Source organism: Streptomyces sp. NPDC020597 (assembly GCF_044335095.1).
Classification (GTDB): Bacteria; Actinomycetota; Actinomycetes; order Streptomycetales; family Streptomycetaceae; genus Streptomyces.
On sequence record NZ_JBIRUL010000019.1, the window covers coordinates 102,702 to 120,930 of the forward strand.

Sequence of the window (18,229 nt, forward strand, 5' to 3'; positions counted from 1 at the left end):
GAGGTCGTCCGGTCCGGCCCCCCTCGGTACGGTGTGACACGCTCCACGTCGCAGTGAACCGTGCCAAGGGGGGCCCGAACGGGGGGCCAGGCAAGGTACCGTCGGAATAAGGCAGCACCAGGAGCCGCTGGACTCGAAAGCGTCCAGTCGTCTCCCAGGCGAAGGGGAAGCACACCGTGGCACGCATCGGTGACGGCGGCGATCTGCTCAAGTGCTCGTTCTGCGGCAAGAGCCAGAAGCAGGTCAAGAAGCTCATCGCAGGGCCCGGTGTGTACATCTGCGACGAGTGCATCGATCTCTGCAACGAGATCATCGAGGAGGAGCTCGCCGAGACGAGCGAGGTCCGCTGGGAGGAACTCCCCAAGCCTCGCGAGATCTACGAGTTCCTCGAGGGCTACGTGGTGGGCCAGGAGCCCGCGAAGAAGGCCCTGTCGGTCGCGGTGTACAACCACTACAAGCGCGTCCAGGCCGGCGAGAACGGCGGCGGCCAAGGCCGTGAGGACGCCATCGAGTTGGCGAAGTCCAACATCCTCCTGCTCGGCCCCACCGGCTCGGGCAAGACGCTCCTCGCGCAGACCCTCGCCCGCATGCTGAACGTCCCGTTCGCCATCGCCGACGCCACGGCGCTGACCGAGGCGGGATACGTCGGCGAGGACGTCGAGAACATCCTGCTCAAGCTGATCCAGGCGGCCGACTACGACGTCAAGAAGGCCGAGACCGGGATCATCTACATCGACGAGATCGACAAGGTCGCGCGCAAGAGTGAAAACCCCTCCATCACACGCGACGTGTCGGGCGAGGGCGTGCAGCAGGCCCTGCTGAAGATCCTGGAGGGCACCACCGCCTCGGTGCCGCCGCAGGGCGGCCGCAAGCACCCTCACCAGGAGTTCATCCAGATCGACACCACGAACGTGCTGTTCATCGTGGGCGGCGCGTTCTCGGGCCTGGAGAAGATCATCGAGACCCGGGCCGGCGCCAAGGGCATCGGGTTCGGCGCGACGATCCGCTCCAAGCGCGAGCTGGAGTCCAAGGACCAGTTCGAGGCCGTCATGCCCGAGGACCTGGTCAAGTTCGGCATGATCCCCGAGTTCATCGGCCGTCTGCCCGTGATCACCTCGGTCCACAACCTGGACCGCGAGGCGCTCCTGCAGATCCTGATCGAGCCGCGCAACGCCCTGGTGAAGCAGTACCAGCGGCTCTTCGAACTCGACGGCGTGGAGCTGGACTTCGAGCGTGAGGCGCTGGAGGCCATCGCCGACCAGGCCATCCTGCGCCAGACCGGCGCCCGGGGCCTGCGCGCCATCATGGAGGAGGTCCTCCAGGCGGTCATGTACGAGGTCCCCTCCCGCAAGGACGTGGCCCGTGTGGTCATCACGGCGGACGTCGTCCTCTCCAACGTCAACCCGACCCTGATCCCGCGGGACGCCCGCGGCGGCCGAGGCCCGGGCGAGCAGAAGACCGCCTGATCCGCACCCGTACGACGCGAGGGGCCCCGGTCGACCGACCGGGGCCCCTCGCGTCGTACGGAGCGCCGCTCCGGGTTTTTCAGGCCTTGACGCGGACCTGGTCGCGCAGCTTCGTGGTGATGTCGACCGCCACGTCCTTGGTGATGCTCTTGGTGTTGTCGCCCGGGGACACCATGGCGATCGTGCTGTAGTCGGCCCAGACGCAGAACCAGTCGGTCGACTCCCTCTTGGTCAGCGAGTTGGTGCTCTTCAGCGACTGGCACTTCATGACCGCGCCGTCGATGTCGGCCTCCTCGGGCTGACCGATCAGCTCGGTCTTGCCCTGGGTGCTGCTGGACGACGTGGAGGAGTTGTTGCTCTGCAGTTCCTTCTGGATGACGGCGAAATAGGTGTCGAGCGACGACTCGGGGTTCGCGATCTTGCCGTAGCCGCCCAGCATCGAGAACCCTCTGGCCGTCAGGAGCTCGGCCTGGCTCGGCAGGTCGGCGGGGTCGGGGTTCTGCGGGTCGTAGTCGCCGAAGTCGGCCGTCGACCACTGCCCTATGACGGCCTTGCCGTCCTTGACGCCGCTGGCCGTCAGGTACTTGGCGGTGTCCGGATCGGTGCTCTCGCCGCCCTTGCCGACCCGCTTGTAGTCGGTGAGCGCCGTCGCCGGGGTGTCCAGTTTGTGCGGGCCGTCGTCCTTCAGGCCGCCGGCGCCGCCGCCTCCGCCGATCACGAAGTACGCGCCCACGCCGATCGCCGCCACGACCGCCACCGCGCCGATGATCAGGCCCGCCTTCTTGCCGCCGCCGCTGGGGGGCGGGGGCTGCGGGACGCCGTAGGGCGGCTGGCCGTAGGGAGGCTGCTGGCCGTAGGGCGGGGTGGGAGGCTGGCCGTACGCCGGCTGCTGGCCGTAGGGCGGGCTCTGCGGGGGAACGCCCTGCGGGGGCGGGGCCGGGTAGCCGTAGCCGGGCTGCGGGGCGGGGGGCTGCTGGGGGTAGCCGTAGCCGGGCTGGGGCGCCTGCGGCGGTTGGCCGTACGGACCGGGCTGTCCGTACGGTCCGGGCTGCTGGGGCTGCCCGCCGTACGGGCCCGGCTGGTTGTGACTCATTCCTGGGTTCCCCTCCAGATACTTATGTGATTTTCACATCCTGGCTCAAAGGTGATGCCTGCACGGCGGCGGGGGCCCCACCGTTACACGGCAAACACGTTTCGGGACGGCCCCGTGACACCCCTAAACTGGGCGCGTGACCGAGAACGCTCAGCAGCAGCCATCAGCGCCCCACACCGAACTGCCGACCCAGTACGCGCCGGCCGATGTAGAGGGGCCGCTGTACGAGCGCTGGGTGGAGCGGGGCTACTTCGAGGCGGACGCCAAGAGCGAGAAGCCTCCGTACACCATCGTCATCCCCCCGCCGAACGTCACCGGCAGCCTGCACCTCGGGCACGCCTTCGAGCACACGCTCATCGACGCCCTCACCCGCCGCAAGCGCATGCAGGGCTTCGAGACGCTCTGGCAGCCCGGCATGGACCACGCCGGCATCGCCACCCAGAACGTCGTCGAGCGTGAACTGGGCAAGGAGGGCAAGTCCCGTCACGACCTCGGCCGTGAGGCGTTCGTCGAGCGCGTCTGGCAGTGGAAGGGCGAGTCCGGCGGCCAGATCAGCGGCCAGATGCGCCGCCTCGGCGACGGCGTCGCGTGGTCCCGTGAGCGCTTCACCATGGACGAGGGTCTGTCCCAGGCCGTCCAGACCATCTTCAAGCGGCTCTACGACGACGAGCTGATCTACCGCGCCGAGCGCATCATCAACTGGTGTCCGCGCTGTCTGACGGCGATCTCGGACATCGAGGTCGAGTACCAGGACGACGACGGCGAACTCGTCTCCATGAAGTACGGCGAGGGCGACGACACGATCGTCGTCGCCACCACGCGCGCGGAGACGATGCTCGGCGACACCGCCGTCGCCGTCCACCCCGACGACGAGCGCTACCAGCACCTCATCGGCAAGCTGATCCGGCTGCCGCTGACGGACCGTTCCATCCCGGTCGTCGCGGACACCCATGTCGATCCCGAGTTCGGCACCGGCGCCGTCAAGGTGACCCCGGCGCACGACCCGAACGACTTCGAGATCGGCCAGCGCCACGACCTGCCGTCGCTCACCGTCATGGACGAGCACGCGGTCATCACCGCACACGGCCCCTTCCAGGGCCTGGACCGGCTCGAGGCCCGCTCCGCCATCGTCGCCGCCCTGCGCGCCGAGGGCCGGATCGTCGCGGAGAAGCGCCCGTACGTCCACTCCGTCGGCCACTGCTCCCGCTGCAAGACCACCATCGAACCGCGCCTGTCCATGCAGTGGTGGGTCAAGGTCGGGCCGCTGGCGAAGGCCGCCGGCGACGCCGTCCGCGACGGCCGCGTCAAGATCCACCCGCAGGAGATGGAGAAGCGCTACTTCGACTGGGTCGACAACCTCCACGACTGGTGCATCTCGCGGCAGTTGTGGTGGGGCCACCGCATCCCGGTCTGGTACGGGCCGAACGGCGAGGTCGTCTGCGTCGGTCCTGACGACGAGGCGCCGACCGGCGAGGGCTGGCGGCAGGACACCGACGTCCTCGACACCTGGTTCTCCTCCGGCCTGTGGCCGTTCTCCACGCTCGGCTGGCCCGAGCAGACCGAGTCGCTCGCGAAGTTCTACCCGAACTCCGTCCTGGTCACCGGCTACGACATCCTCTTCTTCTGGGTCGCCCGGATGATGATGTTCGGCCTCTACGCGATGGACGGCACGCCTCCGTTCCACACCATCGCCCTGCACGGAATGGTCCGCGACCAGTTCGGCAAGAAGATGTCGAAGTCCTTCGGCAACGCGGTCAACCCGCTGGACTGGATGGACAAGTACGGCTCCGACGCGCTCCGGTTCACCCTCGCGCGCGGCGCCAACCCCGGCGTCGACGTCCCGATCGGCGAGGACTGGGTCCAGGGCTCGCGCAACTTCGCCAACAAGATCTGGAACGCCACGCGCTTTGCGCTGATGAACGGCGCCACGGTCGACGGCCCGCTACCGGACGTCTCGCAGATGTCCGCGGCCGACCGCTGGATCCTCTCCCGTCTCAACTCCGTGGTCGCCGAGGTCGACGCGCTCTACGAGGACTACCAGTTCGCGAAGCTTTCGGACGCGCTGTTCCACTTCGCCTGGGACGAGGTCTTCGACTGGTACGTCGAGCTGTCCAAGACGACGTTCATGGCCGGCGGGGAACCGGCGAAGGTCTCCGGCCGCGTCCTCGGCGAGGTCCTCGACGTCACGCTGAAGCTGCTGCACCCGATCGTCCCGTTCGTGACGGAGACCCTCTGGACGACGCTGACCGGCGGCGAGTCCGTCGTCATCGCCGAGTGGCCGACCGACTCGGGCTTCCGCGACGCCGGCGCGGAGCGGGAGATCGAGAGCCTCCAGTCGGTCATCACCGAGGTCCGCCGATTCCGTGCCGACCAGGGTCTCCAGCCGGGCCAGCGGGTCCCCGCCCGCCTGACGCTCGACGGCACGGCGCTGGCGTCCCACGAGGCCGCCATCCGGCAGCTGCTGCGCCTGCAGCCCGAGGGCGAGAGCTTCTCGGCCACGGCGACCCTGCCCGTCGCGGGCGCCACGGTCGCGCTGGACCTGTCCGGCACGATCGACGTGGCGGCGGAGCGCAAGCGGCTCGCCAAGGACCTGGCGGCCGCCGAGAAGGAGAAGGCGCAGGCGGTCGCCAAGCTCGGCAACGAGGCGTTCCTGGCGAAGGCCCCGGACAACGTGGTCGACAAGATCCGCACCCGGCTCGCCAAGGCGGACGAGGACATCGCCCGCATCCAGGCCCAGCTGGAGCGTCTGCCGCAGGCCTAGGACACCGCAACGGGCGAGGGCCCCCGGAAGCCGTACGGCTTCCGGGGGCCCTCGCCCACCTCCGCCCACGTCTGTCACCGCCCGTCCGTAGACTGGCCCCGTGAGCGAGCTCCCCCCGAACGGCAACCCAGACGACCTGCCCGCCCCCTTCGACCCCCTCGATCCCTTCGACGAGATCATCGCCGAGGAGACCGACCGCGACCCCGACCTCGCGGTCATCGAGGCCGGCAGTCGCACCCTGCGCACCCAGGGCGGCGCGCCGCAGTCCGACACGCCCGCGCGCCCCGCGGACCCGGAGGTCGACAAGGCCCTGCGCGAGGTCGAGGCCGAGCTGGCCACCCGCTGGGGCGAGACCAAGCTGGAGCCCTCCGTCGACCGCATCGCCGCGCTGATGGACGTGCTGGGCGAGCCGCAGCGCTCGTACCCCTCCATCCACATCACGGGGACGAACGGCAAGACGTCGACCGCCCGCATGATCGAGGCGCTGCTCGGCTCCTTCGAACTGCGCACCGGCCGCTACACGAGCCCCCACGTCCAGTCGATCACCGAGCGGATCAGCCTGGACGGAGCCCCTCTCTCCGCCGAGCGGTTCATCGAGACGTACGACGACATCAAGGCGTACGTCGAGATGGTCGACGGCATGCAGGAGTACCGGCTGTCGTTCTTCGAGGTGCTGACCGGCATGGCCTACGCCGCGTTCGCCGACGCCCCCGTCGACGTCGCCGTGGTGGAGGTCGGCATGGGCGGCTCGTGGGACGCCACGAACGTGATCGACGGCGATGTCGCCGTCGTCACGCCCATCGATCTCGACCACACCGACCGGCTCGGCGAGACGCCCGGGGCGATCGCCGCGGAGAAGGGCGGGATCATCAAGCAGGACGCCACGGTCATCCTCGCCCAGCAGCCCGTCGACGCGGCGCAGGTGCTGCTGAGGAAGGCCGTCGAGGTCGACGCCACGGTCGCCCGGGAAGGGCTGGAGTTCGGGGTGGTCTCCCGTCAGGTCGCCGTCGGCGGACAGCTCGTGACCCTGCGCGGCCTGGGCGGCGAGTACCCCGAGGTGTACCTGCCGCTGCACGGCCCCTACCAGGCGCACAACGCGGCCGTCGCCCTCGCCGCCGTCGAGGCGTTCTTCGGCGTCGGCTCCCAGCGGCCCGAACCGCTCGACATCGACACCGTCCGCAAGGCGTTCGCGGCGGTGTCCTCGCCGGGCCGCCTCGAGGTCGTCCGGCGCTCCCCGACGGTCGTCCTGGACGCCGCGCACAACCCGGCCGGCGCCCGCGCCACCGCCGAGGCCGTCGGTGAGGCCTTCGACTTCTCCCGGCTGATCGGCGTGGTCGGGGCCAGCGCGGACAAGAACGTCCGGGGGCTGCTGGAGGCCTTCGAGCCGATCTTCGCCGAGGTCGTGGTCACCCAGAACACGAGCCATCGCGCGATGGACGCCGACGAGCTCGCCGCGATCGCCGTCGAGGTGTTCGGCGACGACCGCGTCCAGGTCGAGCCCCGGCTGCCGGACGCCCTCGAGGCGGCGATCACGCTCGCCGAGGAGGAGGGCGAGTTCGCCGGCGGCGGCGTGCTCGTCACCGGTTCCGTCATCACCGTCGGCGAGGCCCGACTGCTCCTCGGGAAGGGCTGAGGACCACCATGCGCACGCTCTGTTCGTCGACCCTGATCGGTGAGTTCTTCGTCATCGGCTTCGCCGGCCTGGTCGCCATGAAGGACGCCGACCTGTCCACGTCCACGGTGTGGACGGTCTGCGGCATCGCCATGCTCCTCAGCGTGCTGCTGTGCGGTGTGGTCACCCGGCCCGGCGGCATCGCCCTCGGCTGGGCGCTGCAGATCGCTCTCGTCGCGTCCGGGTTCTTCGTCCCGATCATGTTCTTCATGGGAGTGCTCTTCGGGGCCCTGTGGTGGGCGTCGGTGCACTACGGCAGAAAGGTCGACGAGGCGAAGGCCCGCTTCGCGGCGCAGGCGGCCGGCCCCTCCGCGGACCCTGCTGACGCTGTGTGACAAACGCCGGGACCCGCCCTGTAACCTCATCCCACCGCACACGCCGGCGCCGCCACCCGGCGCCGGAGCATCGGCACCGCACACCGGTAGTAGAAGGAGTCACCTCGTGAGCCAGCGCACCCTCGTCCTGCTCAAGCCCGACGCCGTTCGTCGTGGCCTGACCGGCGAGATCATCAGCCGTATCGAGCGCAAGGCCGGCTGGCGGATCACGGCGCTGGAGCTGCGCACCCTGGACCAGGACACGCTGGAGCAGCACTACGGCGAGCACAAGGGCAAGCCCTTCTACGAGCCGCTGGTGCAGTTCATGGCCTCCGGCCCGGTCGTCGCGCTGATCGTCGAGGGCGAGCGGGTCATCGAGGGCGTGCGCGCGCTGGCCGGCCCGACCGACCCGATCGCCGCCGCACCGGGCTCCATCCGCGGCGACTACGGTGTGATCGTCCGCGAGAACCTGATCCACGCCTCCGACTCCGAGGAGTCCGCCGAGCGCGAGGTGAAGATCTTCTTCCCCGGTCGCGCCTGATCCGGGGGCCTTCGCGGCGGCCGAGCGGGCGATCGAGGGAACCTGAGCCCCCGAACGCCCGTCTCCGGAAGCGAACCCTCACAGCATCTGCAAACAATGGCGGAGACCGCTCCGCAGTGTCCGTGCAGGCGCGTTTACGATGGAAGCCTTCACGTCACAGCACCCACCTCGCCGACCTGAAAAGCCCTCAAAGCTCATGGAAGGCCAGTCGAATCCTGATGGGGAACTCAATGTCGTTCATCGGCCGTGACATGGCTGTCGACCTCGGGACCGCCAACACGCTGGTGTACGTCAGGGGTCGCGGGATCGTACTCAACGAGCCGTCCGTCGTCGCGATCAACACCAACACCGGTGGCATCCTCGCGGTCGGCGCCGAAGCGAAGAAGATGATCGGGCGCACGCCCGGCAACATCGTTGCCGTGCGTCCGCTGAAGGACGGCGTGATCGCCGACTTCGAGATCACCGAGCGGATGCTCCGCTACTTCATCCTGAAGATCCACAAGCGGCGGTATCTGGCTCGGCCGCGGGTCGTCGTCTGCGTGCCGTCGGGCATCACGGGCGTCGAGCGCCGTGCCGTCATCGAGGCGTCGACGCAGGCCGGCGCGCGCCAGGTGCACATCATCGAGGAGCCCATGGCCGCGGCCATCGGCTCCGGCCTGCCGGTCCACGAGGCCACGGGCAACATGGTGGTGGACATCGGCGGCGGCACCACGGAGGTCGCGGTCATCTCGCTCGGCGGCATCGTCACCGCCCAGTCCATCCGCGTGGCGGGCGATGAACTGGACAACGCGATCATCCAGCACATCAAGAAGGAGTACAGCCTCCTCCTCGGTGAGCGGACAGCCGAACAGATCAAGATCACGATCGGATCGGCGTACGACCTCGACGACGACCAGCACACCGAAATCCGTGGCCGGGACCTCGTCTCCGGGCTGCCCAAGACCGTCGTCATCTCGGCCGCCGAGGTGCGCAAGGCGATCGAGGAACCGGTCAACGCGATCGTCGACGCCGTGAAGACCACGCTCGACAAGTGTCCGCCGGAGCTGTCCGGCGACATCATGGACCGCGGAATCGTTCTGACCGGCGGCGGAGCGCTGCTGCGCGGGCTGGACGAGCGGCTGCGCCGGGAGACCGGCATGCCCATCCACATCGCGGAGGACCCGCTGGACAGCGTGGCGCTCGGCTCCGGCAAGTGCGTCGAGGAGTTCGAGGCGCTCCAGCAGGTGCTGGACGCCGCGCCGCGCAGATGACGTAACGCTTCGATTCCGCCGTACGGGATGATCTCCTCTCGTGCGGCGGATCGTTGATCCAGAGGCATAAGCTCCGACAAAGCGCCCTTGGCCATCCTGGCCCGGGGCTACCCGAATTACCGATGTCGTTTCCCGGAAACCCGACACCTGCTTCCTGATTCCTGTTCTTGGTTTTTTCACTCGAGGAAGGGCACGGCCGCCGCACGTGAGGGACACACGAGAGAGCCGGCTGCTCCTGGTGCTGCTGATCGCCATCGCGTTCGCGCTGATCACGGTGGACATCCGCGGCGGGGAGGACTCCCCGGTCGACGGCGCCCGGCAGGCCGCGGCCGCGGCCTTCGGCCCGATCGAGAACGGCGTGGCGTCGGCGGTGGATCCCGTCGGCAACGCCGTCTCCGCCGTCCGCGACTCCGGCGAACGCCATGACCGGCTCACCGATCTGGAGCAGGAGAACGCGGCTCTCAAGGCGAAGCTCGGCAGCGACGACCGCAACCGCAGCCGGCTGGCGCAGCTCGACAAGACGCTGAAGATCGCCGGCGCCGGCCAGTACGGCATCAAGGGCGCGGAGGTCATCGCGATAGGAGCGGCCCAGGGCTTCTCCTGGACCATCACCATCGACATCGGCGCTCAGGACGGCGTCAGGCGCGACATGACGGTCCTCAACGGGGAGGGGCTGGTCGGACGCGTCACCACCGTCGGCCCGAACACCGCGACCGTCCTCCTGGCCAACGACCCCGACTTCACCGTCGGCACCCGGATGGAGGCGTCCGACGAACTCGGCTTCGCCTCCGGGCAGGGCGACCGGCCGCTGCGCGTCGAACTCCTCAACGGCAAGGCCGACGTGAAGAAGGGCGACCGGCTGGTCACCTTCGGCTCGCAGGCCGACAAGCCCTTCGTGCCCGGCGTCCCCGTGGGCATCGTCTCCCGTGTCGACCCCTCCGGCGGCGACCTCACCCGCACCCTCTACGTCACGCCGTACGTCAGCTTCACCAAGCTCGACATCGTGGGCGTCGTCGTCGAGGCCCCGAAGAAGGATCCGCGCGACACCGTGCTCCCCTCGAAGCCCAAACCGGTCCCCACGCCGACGGTGACCGTCACGGTCACGCCGAGCGCGAACGCACCCGAAGACGGCCAGCAGCAGTAGGAGCTGACAACCCCCATGCGCGTCAACCGGATCCTGCTCTCCGTTCCGCTGGTCGTGGTCGCCCTGGTGATCCAGGTGAGCGTCCTCGCCCGGCTCCACCTCCCGGGGGCCGTCCCCGACCTGCTCCTGCTCACCGTCCTGGGCCTCGCCATGGTGTACGGCCACGTCGGCGGCGCGCTCATCGGCTTCGGCGCCGGCCTGCTCGCCGACCTGGCGCCCCCGGCGGACCACGCCGCCGGCCGTTACGCCCTCGTGCTGTGCGTGATCGGCTACCTCGCCGGGCTCGTCAAGCCCGAGACCGGTCAGATCAAGTCGGCCACCGGTCCGATGGTCGTCGTGGTCGGCGCCGCCATCGGTTCCACCCTGTTGTACGCCGGGGTCGGCGCCCTGGTCGGGGACACCACCGCCCGCCATGTCGGCCTCACCGGGCTGCTGTTCACGGCCGCGCTGTACGACCTGCTGCTCGCCCCGTTCGTCGTTCCCGCGATCATGTTCCTCGCCCGGCGCGCCGACAACGACCCCTTGGCGGAGACCAACTCCGCCGCCAAGAGCCCCGACATCTCCTCCGGCTGGCTCTCCTCCGGGACGGGCCTGCGGATCGGCGGGCAGCGCGGCGGACTCAAGTTGAAGGCGGCCAGATCACGGGCGACCCGGGCGGGTCGCATCAAGGGGGTCAAGCGGCTGTGAGCGCCGGCGCCCGCGCGCGGAGCGCGTCCGTGCAGGAATCACCCGAACGGGGCAAGGCCAGGCGGAACGAGGCCTCACAGGCCGATCGTTCATCATTCGTCCGCGCACACACGTTCGCGCACCGAGAGGGGGAGCAGCCGCAGTGACCAACATCCCCGAGACCGGTCGGACCCCACGGGTCCAGATCCGGCTCGTCGTGATCCAGATCCTCGTCCTCTCCCTGCTGGGCACCCTCGGCGGCCGCCTGTGGTACCTCCAGATCCGCGAGGGCGCGGCGTACGCCAAGGAGGCCTCCGGCAACCACGTCCAGCAGGTCGTCGAGCCCGCCGTGCGCGGCTCGATCCTGGACGCGCGCGGCGTGCCCCTCGCGGACAACGAGACACGGCTCGTGGTCTCCGCCTCCCGCACCGACCTGCTGAAGCAGAAGGACGACGGCAAGGCGGTTTTGGCCAAGCTCGCGGGCGTCCTCGGCATGAAGCCGGACGAGGTCGCGCAGAAGGTCCGGCTGTGCGACGCCCAGACCCCCCAGCCCTGTTGGAACGGCTCGCCGTACCAGCCGATCCCCATCACCGACGAGGCGACCGCCAAGCAGGCGCTCCAGATCCGTGAGCGTGCCGAGGACTTCCCCGGCATCACCGCCGAGCCCGAGGCCGTGCGTCGTTACGCGGCCCCCGGCAACGCCAACACCGCCCAGGTGCTCGGCTATCTCTCGCCGGTCACCGACGAAGAGATCACCAAGGCCCAGGACAGCGACTCGCCCTACCTGCGTTCCGACCAGGTCGGCCGCTCCGGCCTGGAGCGCCAGTACGACAGGCAGCTGCGCGGCAAGGCCGGCGTCACCCGCTACGAGGTCGACAACCTCGGCCGCGTCATCGGCGAGGCCGAGGCCGACGAGGCACAGCCCGGCGCCAACCTCGTCACCAGCATCGACGCCCGCGTGCAGCGGGTCGCCGAGTACGAGCTGAACAACGCGATGAAGGTGGCCCGCCAGGCGTTCGACAAGATCACCGGCGAGAACTACAAGGCCGACTCCGGGGCGGTCGTGGTGATGGAGGCCAAGACCGGCCGGGTGGTCGCCATGGCGTCCGCCCCGGCCTACGACCCCAACGTCTGGGTCGGCGGCATCTCCGCCAAGGACTACAAGAAGCTCACCGGCAAGAACTCCGACTACCCGCTGATCAACCGGGCCATACAGGGTCAGTCGGCGCCCGGCTCGACGTTCAAGGTGGTCTCCACGGCCGCCGCGGTCGAGGCGGGCTACGAGTGGGACGGCGGCTACCCGTGCACCAGCTCGTACTCGGTGGGCGGCCAGGTCTTCAAGAACTTCGAGGGGGAGAGCTTCGGCCCCATCTCGCTCGGCCGGGCCCTCGAGGTCTCCTGCGACACCGTCTTCTACGGCCTCGCCGACCGGGAGTGGAAGAAGGACGGCGGCATCAACCCGAAGAAGGGTGAGCCCAAGGACTACTTCTACAAGGCGGCCCACCAGTTCGGCCTCGGCAAGGAGACCGGCGTCGACCTGCCCAACGAGGTGACCGGCCGCGTCCCCGACCGTCAGTGGAAGGAGTCCTACTGGAAGGCCAACAAGGACTCCTGGTGCAAGTACGGCAAAAAGGGCGGCACCTACGTCGAGATGATTGCGTACGAGAACTGCCTCGAGGGCAACAAGATGCGCGAGGGCGACTCGATCAACTACTCCATCGGCCAGGGCGACACCCTCGTCACCCCGGTCCAGGAGGCCGTGATCTACGGGGCGCTCGCCAACGGCGGCACGATGTACACCCCGACCATCGGCAAGGCCATCGTCAGCGCCGACGGCAAGACGGTCCACGAGATCAAGCCCAGGCCCAAGGGCCGGCTGCCGGTCGACAAGGCCACGCTCAAGGGCATGGACGCCGCTCTGGAGGGCGTGGTCACCCGCGGTACCGCCGCCTGGAAGTTCGGCGGCTGGCCGCAGAAGGAGATCCCGCTGCACGCCAAGACCGGTACCGCGGAGGTCTACGGCAAGCAGACGACGTCCTGGCTCGCCACGTACAGCAAGGACTACACGGTCGTCATGACGATCGCCCAGGCCGGCACCGGTTCGGGCGCCTCCGGTGAGGCCGTGCGGCACATCTACAACGCGATGTACGGCGTCTCGGACGACGGCAAGATCGACAAGAAGAACGCCCTGCTGCCCACCCCGCAGGTCGCTCTGCCGAAGGTCCAGGCGGACGGCACGATCAAGTCCCCGAAGGTCTCCAAGGACCCGGCCAAGGAGCAGCGCGCCAGCCAGCAGACCGCTCCGGAGCCGAACGAGACGCAGCCCGCGGCCACCGTCCAGCAGAACACCGACCCCAACCGCGACACCCGCAGGCGACGGCGCAGGAGAGGAAGCCGGAGGATGTGCACATGAGCGGCGCGAACGGTTTCTCCGTCTCCGGATACGGGCCCGAGCGGGCCGGCTGGACCCGGGTGTTCGCCCGTGACTCGCTGGCCCGGCGGCTGGACTGGCCGATTCTGGCGTCGGCGGTCGCTCTGTCACTGATCGGCTCGCTCCTGGTCTATTCGGCGACCCGCAACCGCACCGAGATCAACCAGGGCGACCCGTACTACTTCCTCATCCGGCATCTCATGAACACCGGCATCGGGCTCTGCCTGATGATCGGCACGGTCTGGCTCGGCCACCGCTCCCTGCGCAACGCGGTGCCGGTCCTCTACGGCCTCTCGCTCCTCGGGATCCTGGCCGTGCTGACCCCGCTGGGCTCGACGGTCAACGGCGCGCACTCCTGGATCGTCATCGGCGGCGGCTTCTCGCTCCAGCCCTCCGAGTTCGTGAAGATCACGATCATCCTGGGCATGGCCATGCTGCTCGCGGCCCGGGTCGACGCGGGCGACAAGCTCTACCCCGACCAGCGCACGGTGCTCCAGTCCCTCGGACTCGCGGCCGTCCCCATGCTGGTCGTGATGCTGATGCCCGACCTCGGCTCCGTCATGGTCATGGTGATGATCGTGCTCGGGGTGCTGCTGGCCTCCGGGGCGTCCAACCGCTGGGTCTTCGGACTGCTCGGCGCGGGCGCGGCGGGCGCCGTCGCCGTGTGGCAGCTGCACATTCTGGACGACTATCAGATCGCCCGGTTCGCCGCCTTCGCCAACCCCAGCCTCGACCCGGCGGGCGTCGGCTACAACACCAACCAGGCCCGCATCGCGATCGGTTCCGGAGGTCTCTCCGGCGCCGGTCTGTTCCACGGCTCCCAGACGACGGGCCAGTTCGTCCCGGAGCAGCAGACGGACTTCGTCTTCACCGTCGCGGGCGAGGAGCTGGGCTTCCTGGGCGCGGGCCTGATCATCGTCCTGCTCGGGGTGGTCCTCTGGCGCGCGTGCCGCATAGCGCGTGAGACCACGGAGCTGTACGGCACGATCGTCGCCGCGGGCATCGTGGCCTGGTTCGCCTTCCAGTCCTTCGAGAACATCGGGATGACCCTGGGGATCATGCCCGTGACGGGTCTGCCGCTGCCCTTCGTCTCCTACGGAGGCACGTCGATGTTCGCCGTCTGGGTGGCCGTGGGGCTGCTGCAGTCCATCCGGGTGCAGCGGCCGATGTCCGCGTAAATCGCGGAGACCTCGCGGTTCATCCGCGTGGGGTTGGCATCCGGGCCCGTACGCACTGCCGTACGGGCCCGACTGCGACTAGATTCAATTCATGGCGGAGACGAAACGCGAGATCGAGCGCAAGTACGAATCCGATGACAGTGGACTGCCTGACCTGACCGGTGCGGCCGGGGTCGCGTCCGTCCTCGACCAAGGCGTCGCCGAGCTGGACGCGACCTACTACGACACGTCCGACCTGCGACTGGCGGCGGCCTCCATCACCCTGCGCCGTCGCACCGGGGGCTCCGACGCCGGCTGGCACCTGAAACTCCCCGTCGCCGTCGGCGTCCGCGACGAGATCAGGGCCCCGCTCTCCGACACCGTGCCCGACGAGCTCGCCGGGCTGGTTCGCTCCCGCGTCCGCGAGGGACAGCTGGTGCCCGTGGTGCGACTGCGCTCGGCGCGTGACGTCCGCCTTCTCCTCGACGCCGAGGGCCGGCTGCTCGCCGAGGCCAGCGTGGACGCCGTCCGGGCGGACCGGCTGTTCGGCGGCGAGGGCCGGGCCCAGTGGACCGAGATCGAGGTGGAGCTCGCCGACGGCGGCGATCCCGCCCTGCTCGACAAGCTGGACAAGAGGCTGCGCAAGGCGGGCGTGCGGCCCTCGAAGTCGGCGTCGAAGCTGGCGCGGGCCCTGGCGGAGACGGCGCCCCGGAAGAAGCGGGCCAAGGCGAGGACGAAGGCGGCGGCCGAGGCGGCGGGGGCGGGGCGCAAGGGCTCGGACAGGGAGCCCGTGACCGCGGGCGACCATGTCCTGGCGTACGTCCGAGCGCAGCGGGACGCGATCCTCGCGCTCGATCCGGCCGTGCGCCAGGACGCCGAGGACGCGGTGCACGACATGCGCGTCGCCACCCGCCGCCTGCGCAGCACCTTCCGCTCGTTCCGCAAGGTCCTCGACCGGGGCGTCACCGACCCGATCGGCGTCGAGCTGAAGTGGCTGGCCGGCGAGCTGGGCGTGGGCCGCGATCAGGAGGTGCTGGCCGAGCGCCTCGGGGCAGGTCTGGAGGACGTGCCGCACACGCTCGTCTCCGGCCCGGTCGCCGAGCGGCTGCAGACCTGGGCCAAGGCCCAGCACCACGGCTCCCGCAGCCGGCTGCTGGGCGTCCTCGACTCGGCGCGCTACCTGACCCTGCTGGACGCCCTCGACGCGTTCGTCGCCGACCCGCCGCTGCGGAAGGCGGCCGAGGGCGAGCCGGCCAAGGTGCTCGCCAAGGCCGTGCGCAAGGACCTCGGAAAGGTGTCCGACCTCGTCGAGCGGGCCATGGCGGAGCCGCCGGGCCGGGACCGGGACGAGGGCCTGCACGAGGCACGCAAGAAGACCAAGCGGACCCGGTACGCGGCGGAGACGGCGACCCCGGCGATCGGCGGCCGGGCCAAGGCGCTGGCCAAGTCCATGAAGTCGCTGCAGAGCCTGCTCGGCGAGCACCAGGACAGCGTCATGGCCCGGCAGACCCTGCGCGAACTGTCCGCCGTGGCGCACGCGGCGGGGGAGAGCGCGTTCACGTACGGGCTGCTGTACGGGCGGGAGGAGCGGCGGGCCGAGCTGGTGGAGAAGGAGCTGCCGAAGGCCTGGGAGCGGATCAGCGGCGCGGCGGAGGTCTAGCGGCGGACCGCGGCGGACCGCGGCGGTTCTCTCGGGGTGGGGGAGGTCCTCGGCCGGGTTAGGCTAGATGGTCACCCCCCAGCCTCCGCCCGGGGGGACCCCCGGTCCGCTCACGAAGGTGCCCCCGCGATGTCTGTCGAGTCGGTCTTCCCGCAGCTCGAAGCACTGCTCCCGCATGTGCAGAAGCCGATCCAGTACGTGGGCGGCGAGCTCAACTCCACGGTCAAGCCCTGGGAGTCCTCAGACGTCCGCTGGGCGCTGATGTACCCGGACGCGTACGAGGTCGGCCTGCCCAACCAGGGCGTCATGATCCTCTACGAGGTGCTGAACGAGCAGGAGGGCGTCCTCGCCGAGCGCACCTACAGCGTGTGGCCGGACCTGGAGGCGCTGATGCGGGAGCACGCCGTCCCGCAGTTCACCGTGGACAGCCACCGTCCGGTGAAGGCGTTCGACGTCTTCGGCCTGTCCTTCTCCACGGAGCTGGGCTACACCAACATGCTGACGGCGCTGGACCTCGCGGGCATTCCGCTGGAGTCCCGGGACCGCGGTCTCGACGACCCGATCGTGCTGGCCGGCGGCCACGCGGCCTTCAACCCCGAGCCGATCGCCGACTTCATCGACGCGGCGGTCATCGGCGACGGCGAGCAGGCCGTGCTCGACATGACGAAGATCATCCGCGAGTGGAAGGCCGAGGGCCGCCCCGGCGGCCGCGAGGAGGTCCTCCTCCGCCTCGCGAAGACGGGAGCGGTGTACATCCCGCGGTTCTACGACGTCGAGTACCTGCCGGACGGCCGTATCGCGCGCGTGGTCCCCAACAGGTCGGGCGTCCCGTGGCGCGTGTCGAAGCACACGGTCATGGACCTGGACGAATGGCCGTACCCCAAGCAGCCCCTCGTCCCCCTGGCCGAGACGGTCCACGAGCGCATGTCGGTCGAGATCTTCCGCGGCTGCACCCGTGGCTGCCGTTTCTGCCAGGCCGGCATGATCACCCGCCCGGTGCGCGAGCGCTCCATCACGGGCATCGGCGAGATGGTGGAGAAGGGCCTGAAGGCCACCGGCTTCGAGGAGGTCGGCCTGCTCTCGCTGTCGAGCGCCGACCACAGCGAGATCGGCGAGGTCGCCAAGGGACTCGCGGACCGCTACGAGGAGGACAAGATCGGCCTGTCCCTCCCCTCCACCCGCGTGGACGCCTTCAACGTCGACCTGGCGAACGAGCTGACGCGCAACGGCCGTCGCTCCGGCCTGACGTTCGCCCCCGAGGGCGGCTCCGAGCGCATGCGCAAGGTCATCAACAAGATGGTCTCCGAGGAGGACCTGATCCGCACCGTCTCCACCGCGTACGGCAACGGCTGGCGTCAGGTGAAGCTGTACTTCATGTGCGGCCTGCCCACGGAGACGGACGAGGACGTCCTGCAGATCGCCGACATGGCGATGAACGTGATCGCCGAGGGCCGCAAGGTCTCCGGCCAGAACGACATCCGCTGCACGGTCTCCATCGGCGGGTTCGTGCCCAAGCCGCACACCCCCTTCCAGTGGGCCCCCCAGCTCTCCGCCGAGGAGACGGACGCGCGCCTCCAGAAGCTCCGGGACAAGATCCGCGGCGACAAGAAGTACGGCCGCTCCATCGGCTTCCGCTACCACGACGGCAAGCCCGGCATCGTCGAGGGACTGCTCTCGCGCGGCGACCGCCGCGTCGGCGCGGTCATCCGGGCCGTCTACGAGGACGGCGGCCGCTTCGACGGCTGGCGGGAGCACTTCTCCTACGACCGCTGGATGAGCTGCGCCGACAAGACGCTGCCCGCCTTCGGCGTGGACGTCGACTGGTACACGACCCGCGAGAAGACGTACGAGGAGGTCCTGCCCTGGGACCACCTGGACTCGGGCCTCGACAAGGACTGGCTCTGGGAGGACTGGCAGGACGCCCTCGACGAGACCGAGGTCGAGGACTGCCGCTGGACCCCCTGCTTCGACTGCGGCGTCTGCCCGGCGATGGACACCCACATCCAGATCGGCCCGACGGGCAGGAAGCTGCTGCCGCTGGAGGTCAAGCAGACCGCGCCGGCCGGCTGAGCCG

The 18,229-nt window shown here is 69.6% G+C and carries 13 protein-coding genes; 12 read left to right on the forward strand and 1 reads right to left on the reverse strand.

Annotated elements, in window-relative coordinates; all coding sequences use genetic code 11:
- Window positions 1–176: 176 nt before the first annotated feature.
- Window positions 177–1,466 (forward strand): ATP-dependent Clp protease ATP-binding subunit ClpX, encoded by a 1,290-nt coding sequence (gene clpX / locus ACH4ZA_RS28135; RefSeq protein WP_057574661.1) that lies wholly within the window; start codon window positions 177–179, stop codon window positions 1,464–1,466.
- A 79-nt stretch (window positions 1,467–1,545) separates the two neighbouring features.
- Here clpX and ACH4ZA_RS28140 read toward each other — a convergent pair whose 3' ends face one another.
- Complete coding sequence (locus tag ACH4ZA_RS28140; RefSeq protein WP_319279220.1) at window positions 1,546–2,559, reverse strand: hypothetical protein; 1,014 nt, start codon at window positions 2,557–2,559, stop codon at window positions 1,546–1,548.
- Between the two features lie 136 nt (window positions 2,560–2,695).
- Between ACH4ZA_RS28140 and ACH4ZA_RS28145 the strand changes: the two genes are divergently transcribed.
- From ACH4ZA_RS28145 to ACH4ZA_RS28195, 11 genes are all read left to right on the forward strand, one after another.
- Entirely contained in the window at window positions 2,696–5,320 is a 2,625-nt protein-coding gene (locus ACH4ZA_RS28145; protein ID WP_398432173.1) for a valine--tRNA ligase, read from the forward strand.
- 100 nt (window positions 5,321–5,420) lie between these two features.
- Entirely contained in the window at window positions 5,421–6,953 is a 1,533-nt protein-coding gene (locus tag ACH4ZA_RS28150; RefSeq protein ID WP_398432174.1) for a bifunctional folylpolyglutamate synthase/dihydrofolate synthase, read from the forward strand.
- Between the two features lie 8 nt (window positions 6,954–6,961).
- On the forward strand, window positions 6,962–7,327 hold the full coding sequence (locus ACH4ZA_RS28155; RefSeq protein ID WP_319279225.1) for a DUF4233 domain-containing protein: 366 nt from the start codon (window positions 6,962–6,964) through the stop codon (window positions 7,325–7,327).
- A gap of 106 nt (window positions 7,328–7,433) precedes the next feature.
- Complete coding sequence (ndk, locus tag ACH4ZA_RS28160) at window positions 7,434–7,847, forward strand: nucleoside-diphosphate kinase (RefSeq protein WP_107443950.1); 414 nt, start codon at window positions 7,434–7,436, stop codon at window positions 7,845–7,847.
- A gap of 230 nt (window positions 7,848–8,077) precedes the next feature.
- Window positions 8,078–9,097 carry a rod shape-determining protein gene (locus tag ACH4ZA_RS28165; protein ID WP_020127820.1) on the forward strand — a complete coding sequence of 340 codons (1,020 nt, stop codon included), beginning with the start codon at window positions 8,078–8,080 and terminating at the stop codon, window positions 9,095–9,097.
- Window positions 9,098–9,302: 205 nt separating this feature from the next.
- Window positions 9,303–10,241, forward strand: coding sequence for a rod shape-determining protein MreC (gene mreC / locus ACH4ZA_RS28170; protein WP_319279227.1), 939 nt, complete (start codon window positions 9,303–9,305; stop codon window positions 10,239–10,241).
- Between the two features lie 15 nt (window positions 10,242–10,256).
- On the forward strand, window positions 10,257–10,928 hold the full coding sequence (gene mreD / locus ACH4ZA_RS28175; RefSeq protein ID WP_319279228.1) for a rod shape-determining protein MreD: 672 nt from the start codon (window positions 10,257–10,259) through the stop codon (window positions 10,926–10,928).
- Window positions 10,929–11,070: 142 nt separating this feature from the next.
- On the forward strand, window positions 11,071–13,320 hold the full coding sequence (gene mrdA / locus ACH4ZA_RS28180; protein ID WP_398432175.1) for a penicillin-binding protein 2: 2,250 nt from the start codon (window positions 11,071–11,073) through the stop codon (window positions 13,318–13,320).
- Window positions 13,317–14,516, forward strand: a complete 1,200-nt coding sequence (rodA, locus tag ACH4ZA_RS28185) for a rod shape-determining protein RodA (protein ID WP_398432176.1) — start codon at window positions 13,317–13,319, stop codon at window positions 14,514–14,516. The genes mrdA and rodA overlap by 4 nt, the downstream gene beginning before the upstream one ends.
- A 91-nt stretch (window positions 14,517–14,607) precedes the next feature.
- Complete coding sequence (locus tag ACH4ZA_RS28190; RefSeq protein WP_398432177.1) at window positions 14,608–16,155, forward strand: CHAD domain-containing protein; 1,548 nt, start codon at window positions 14,608–14,610, stop codon at window positions 16,153–16,155.
- A 129-nt stretch (window positions 16,156–16,284) separates the two neighbouring features.
- Window positions 16,285–18,225 (forward strand): TIGR03960 family B12-binding radical SAM protein, encoded by a 1,941-nt coding sequence (locus ACH4ZA_RS28195; RefSeq protein WP_398432178.1) that lies wholly within the window; start codon window positions 16,285–16,287, stop codon window positions 18,223–18,225.
- The last annotated feature ends 4 nt before the right edge of the window (window positions 18,226–18,229 follow it).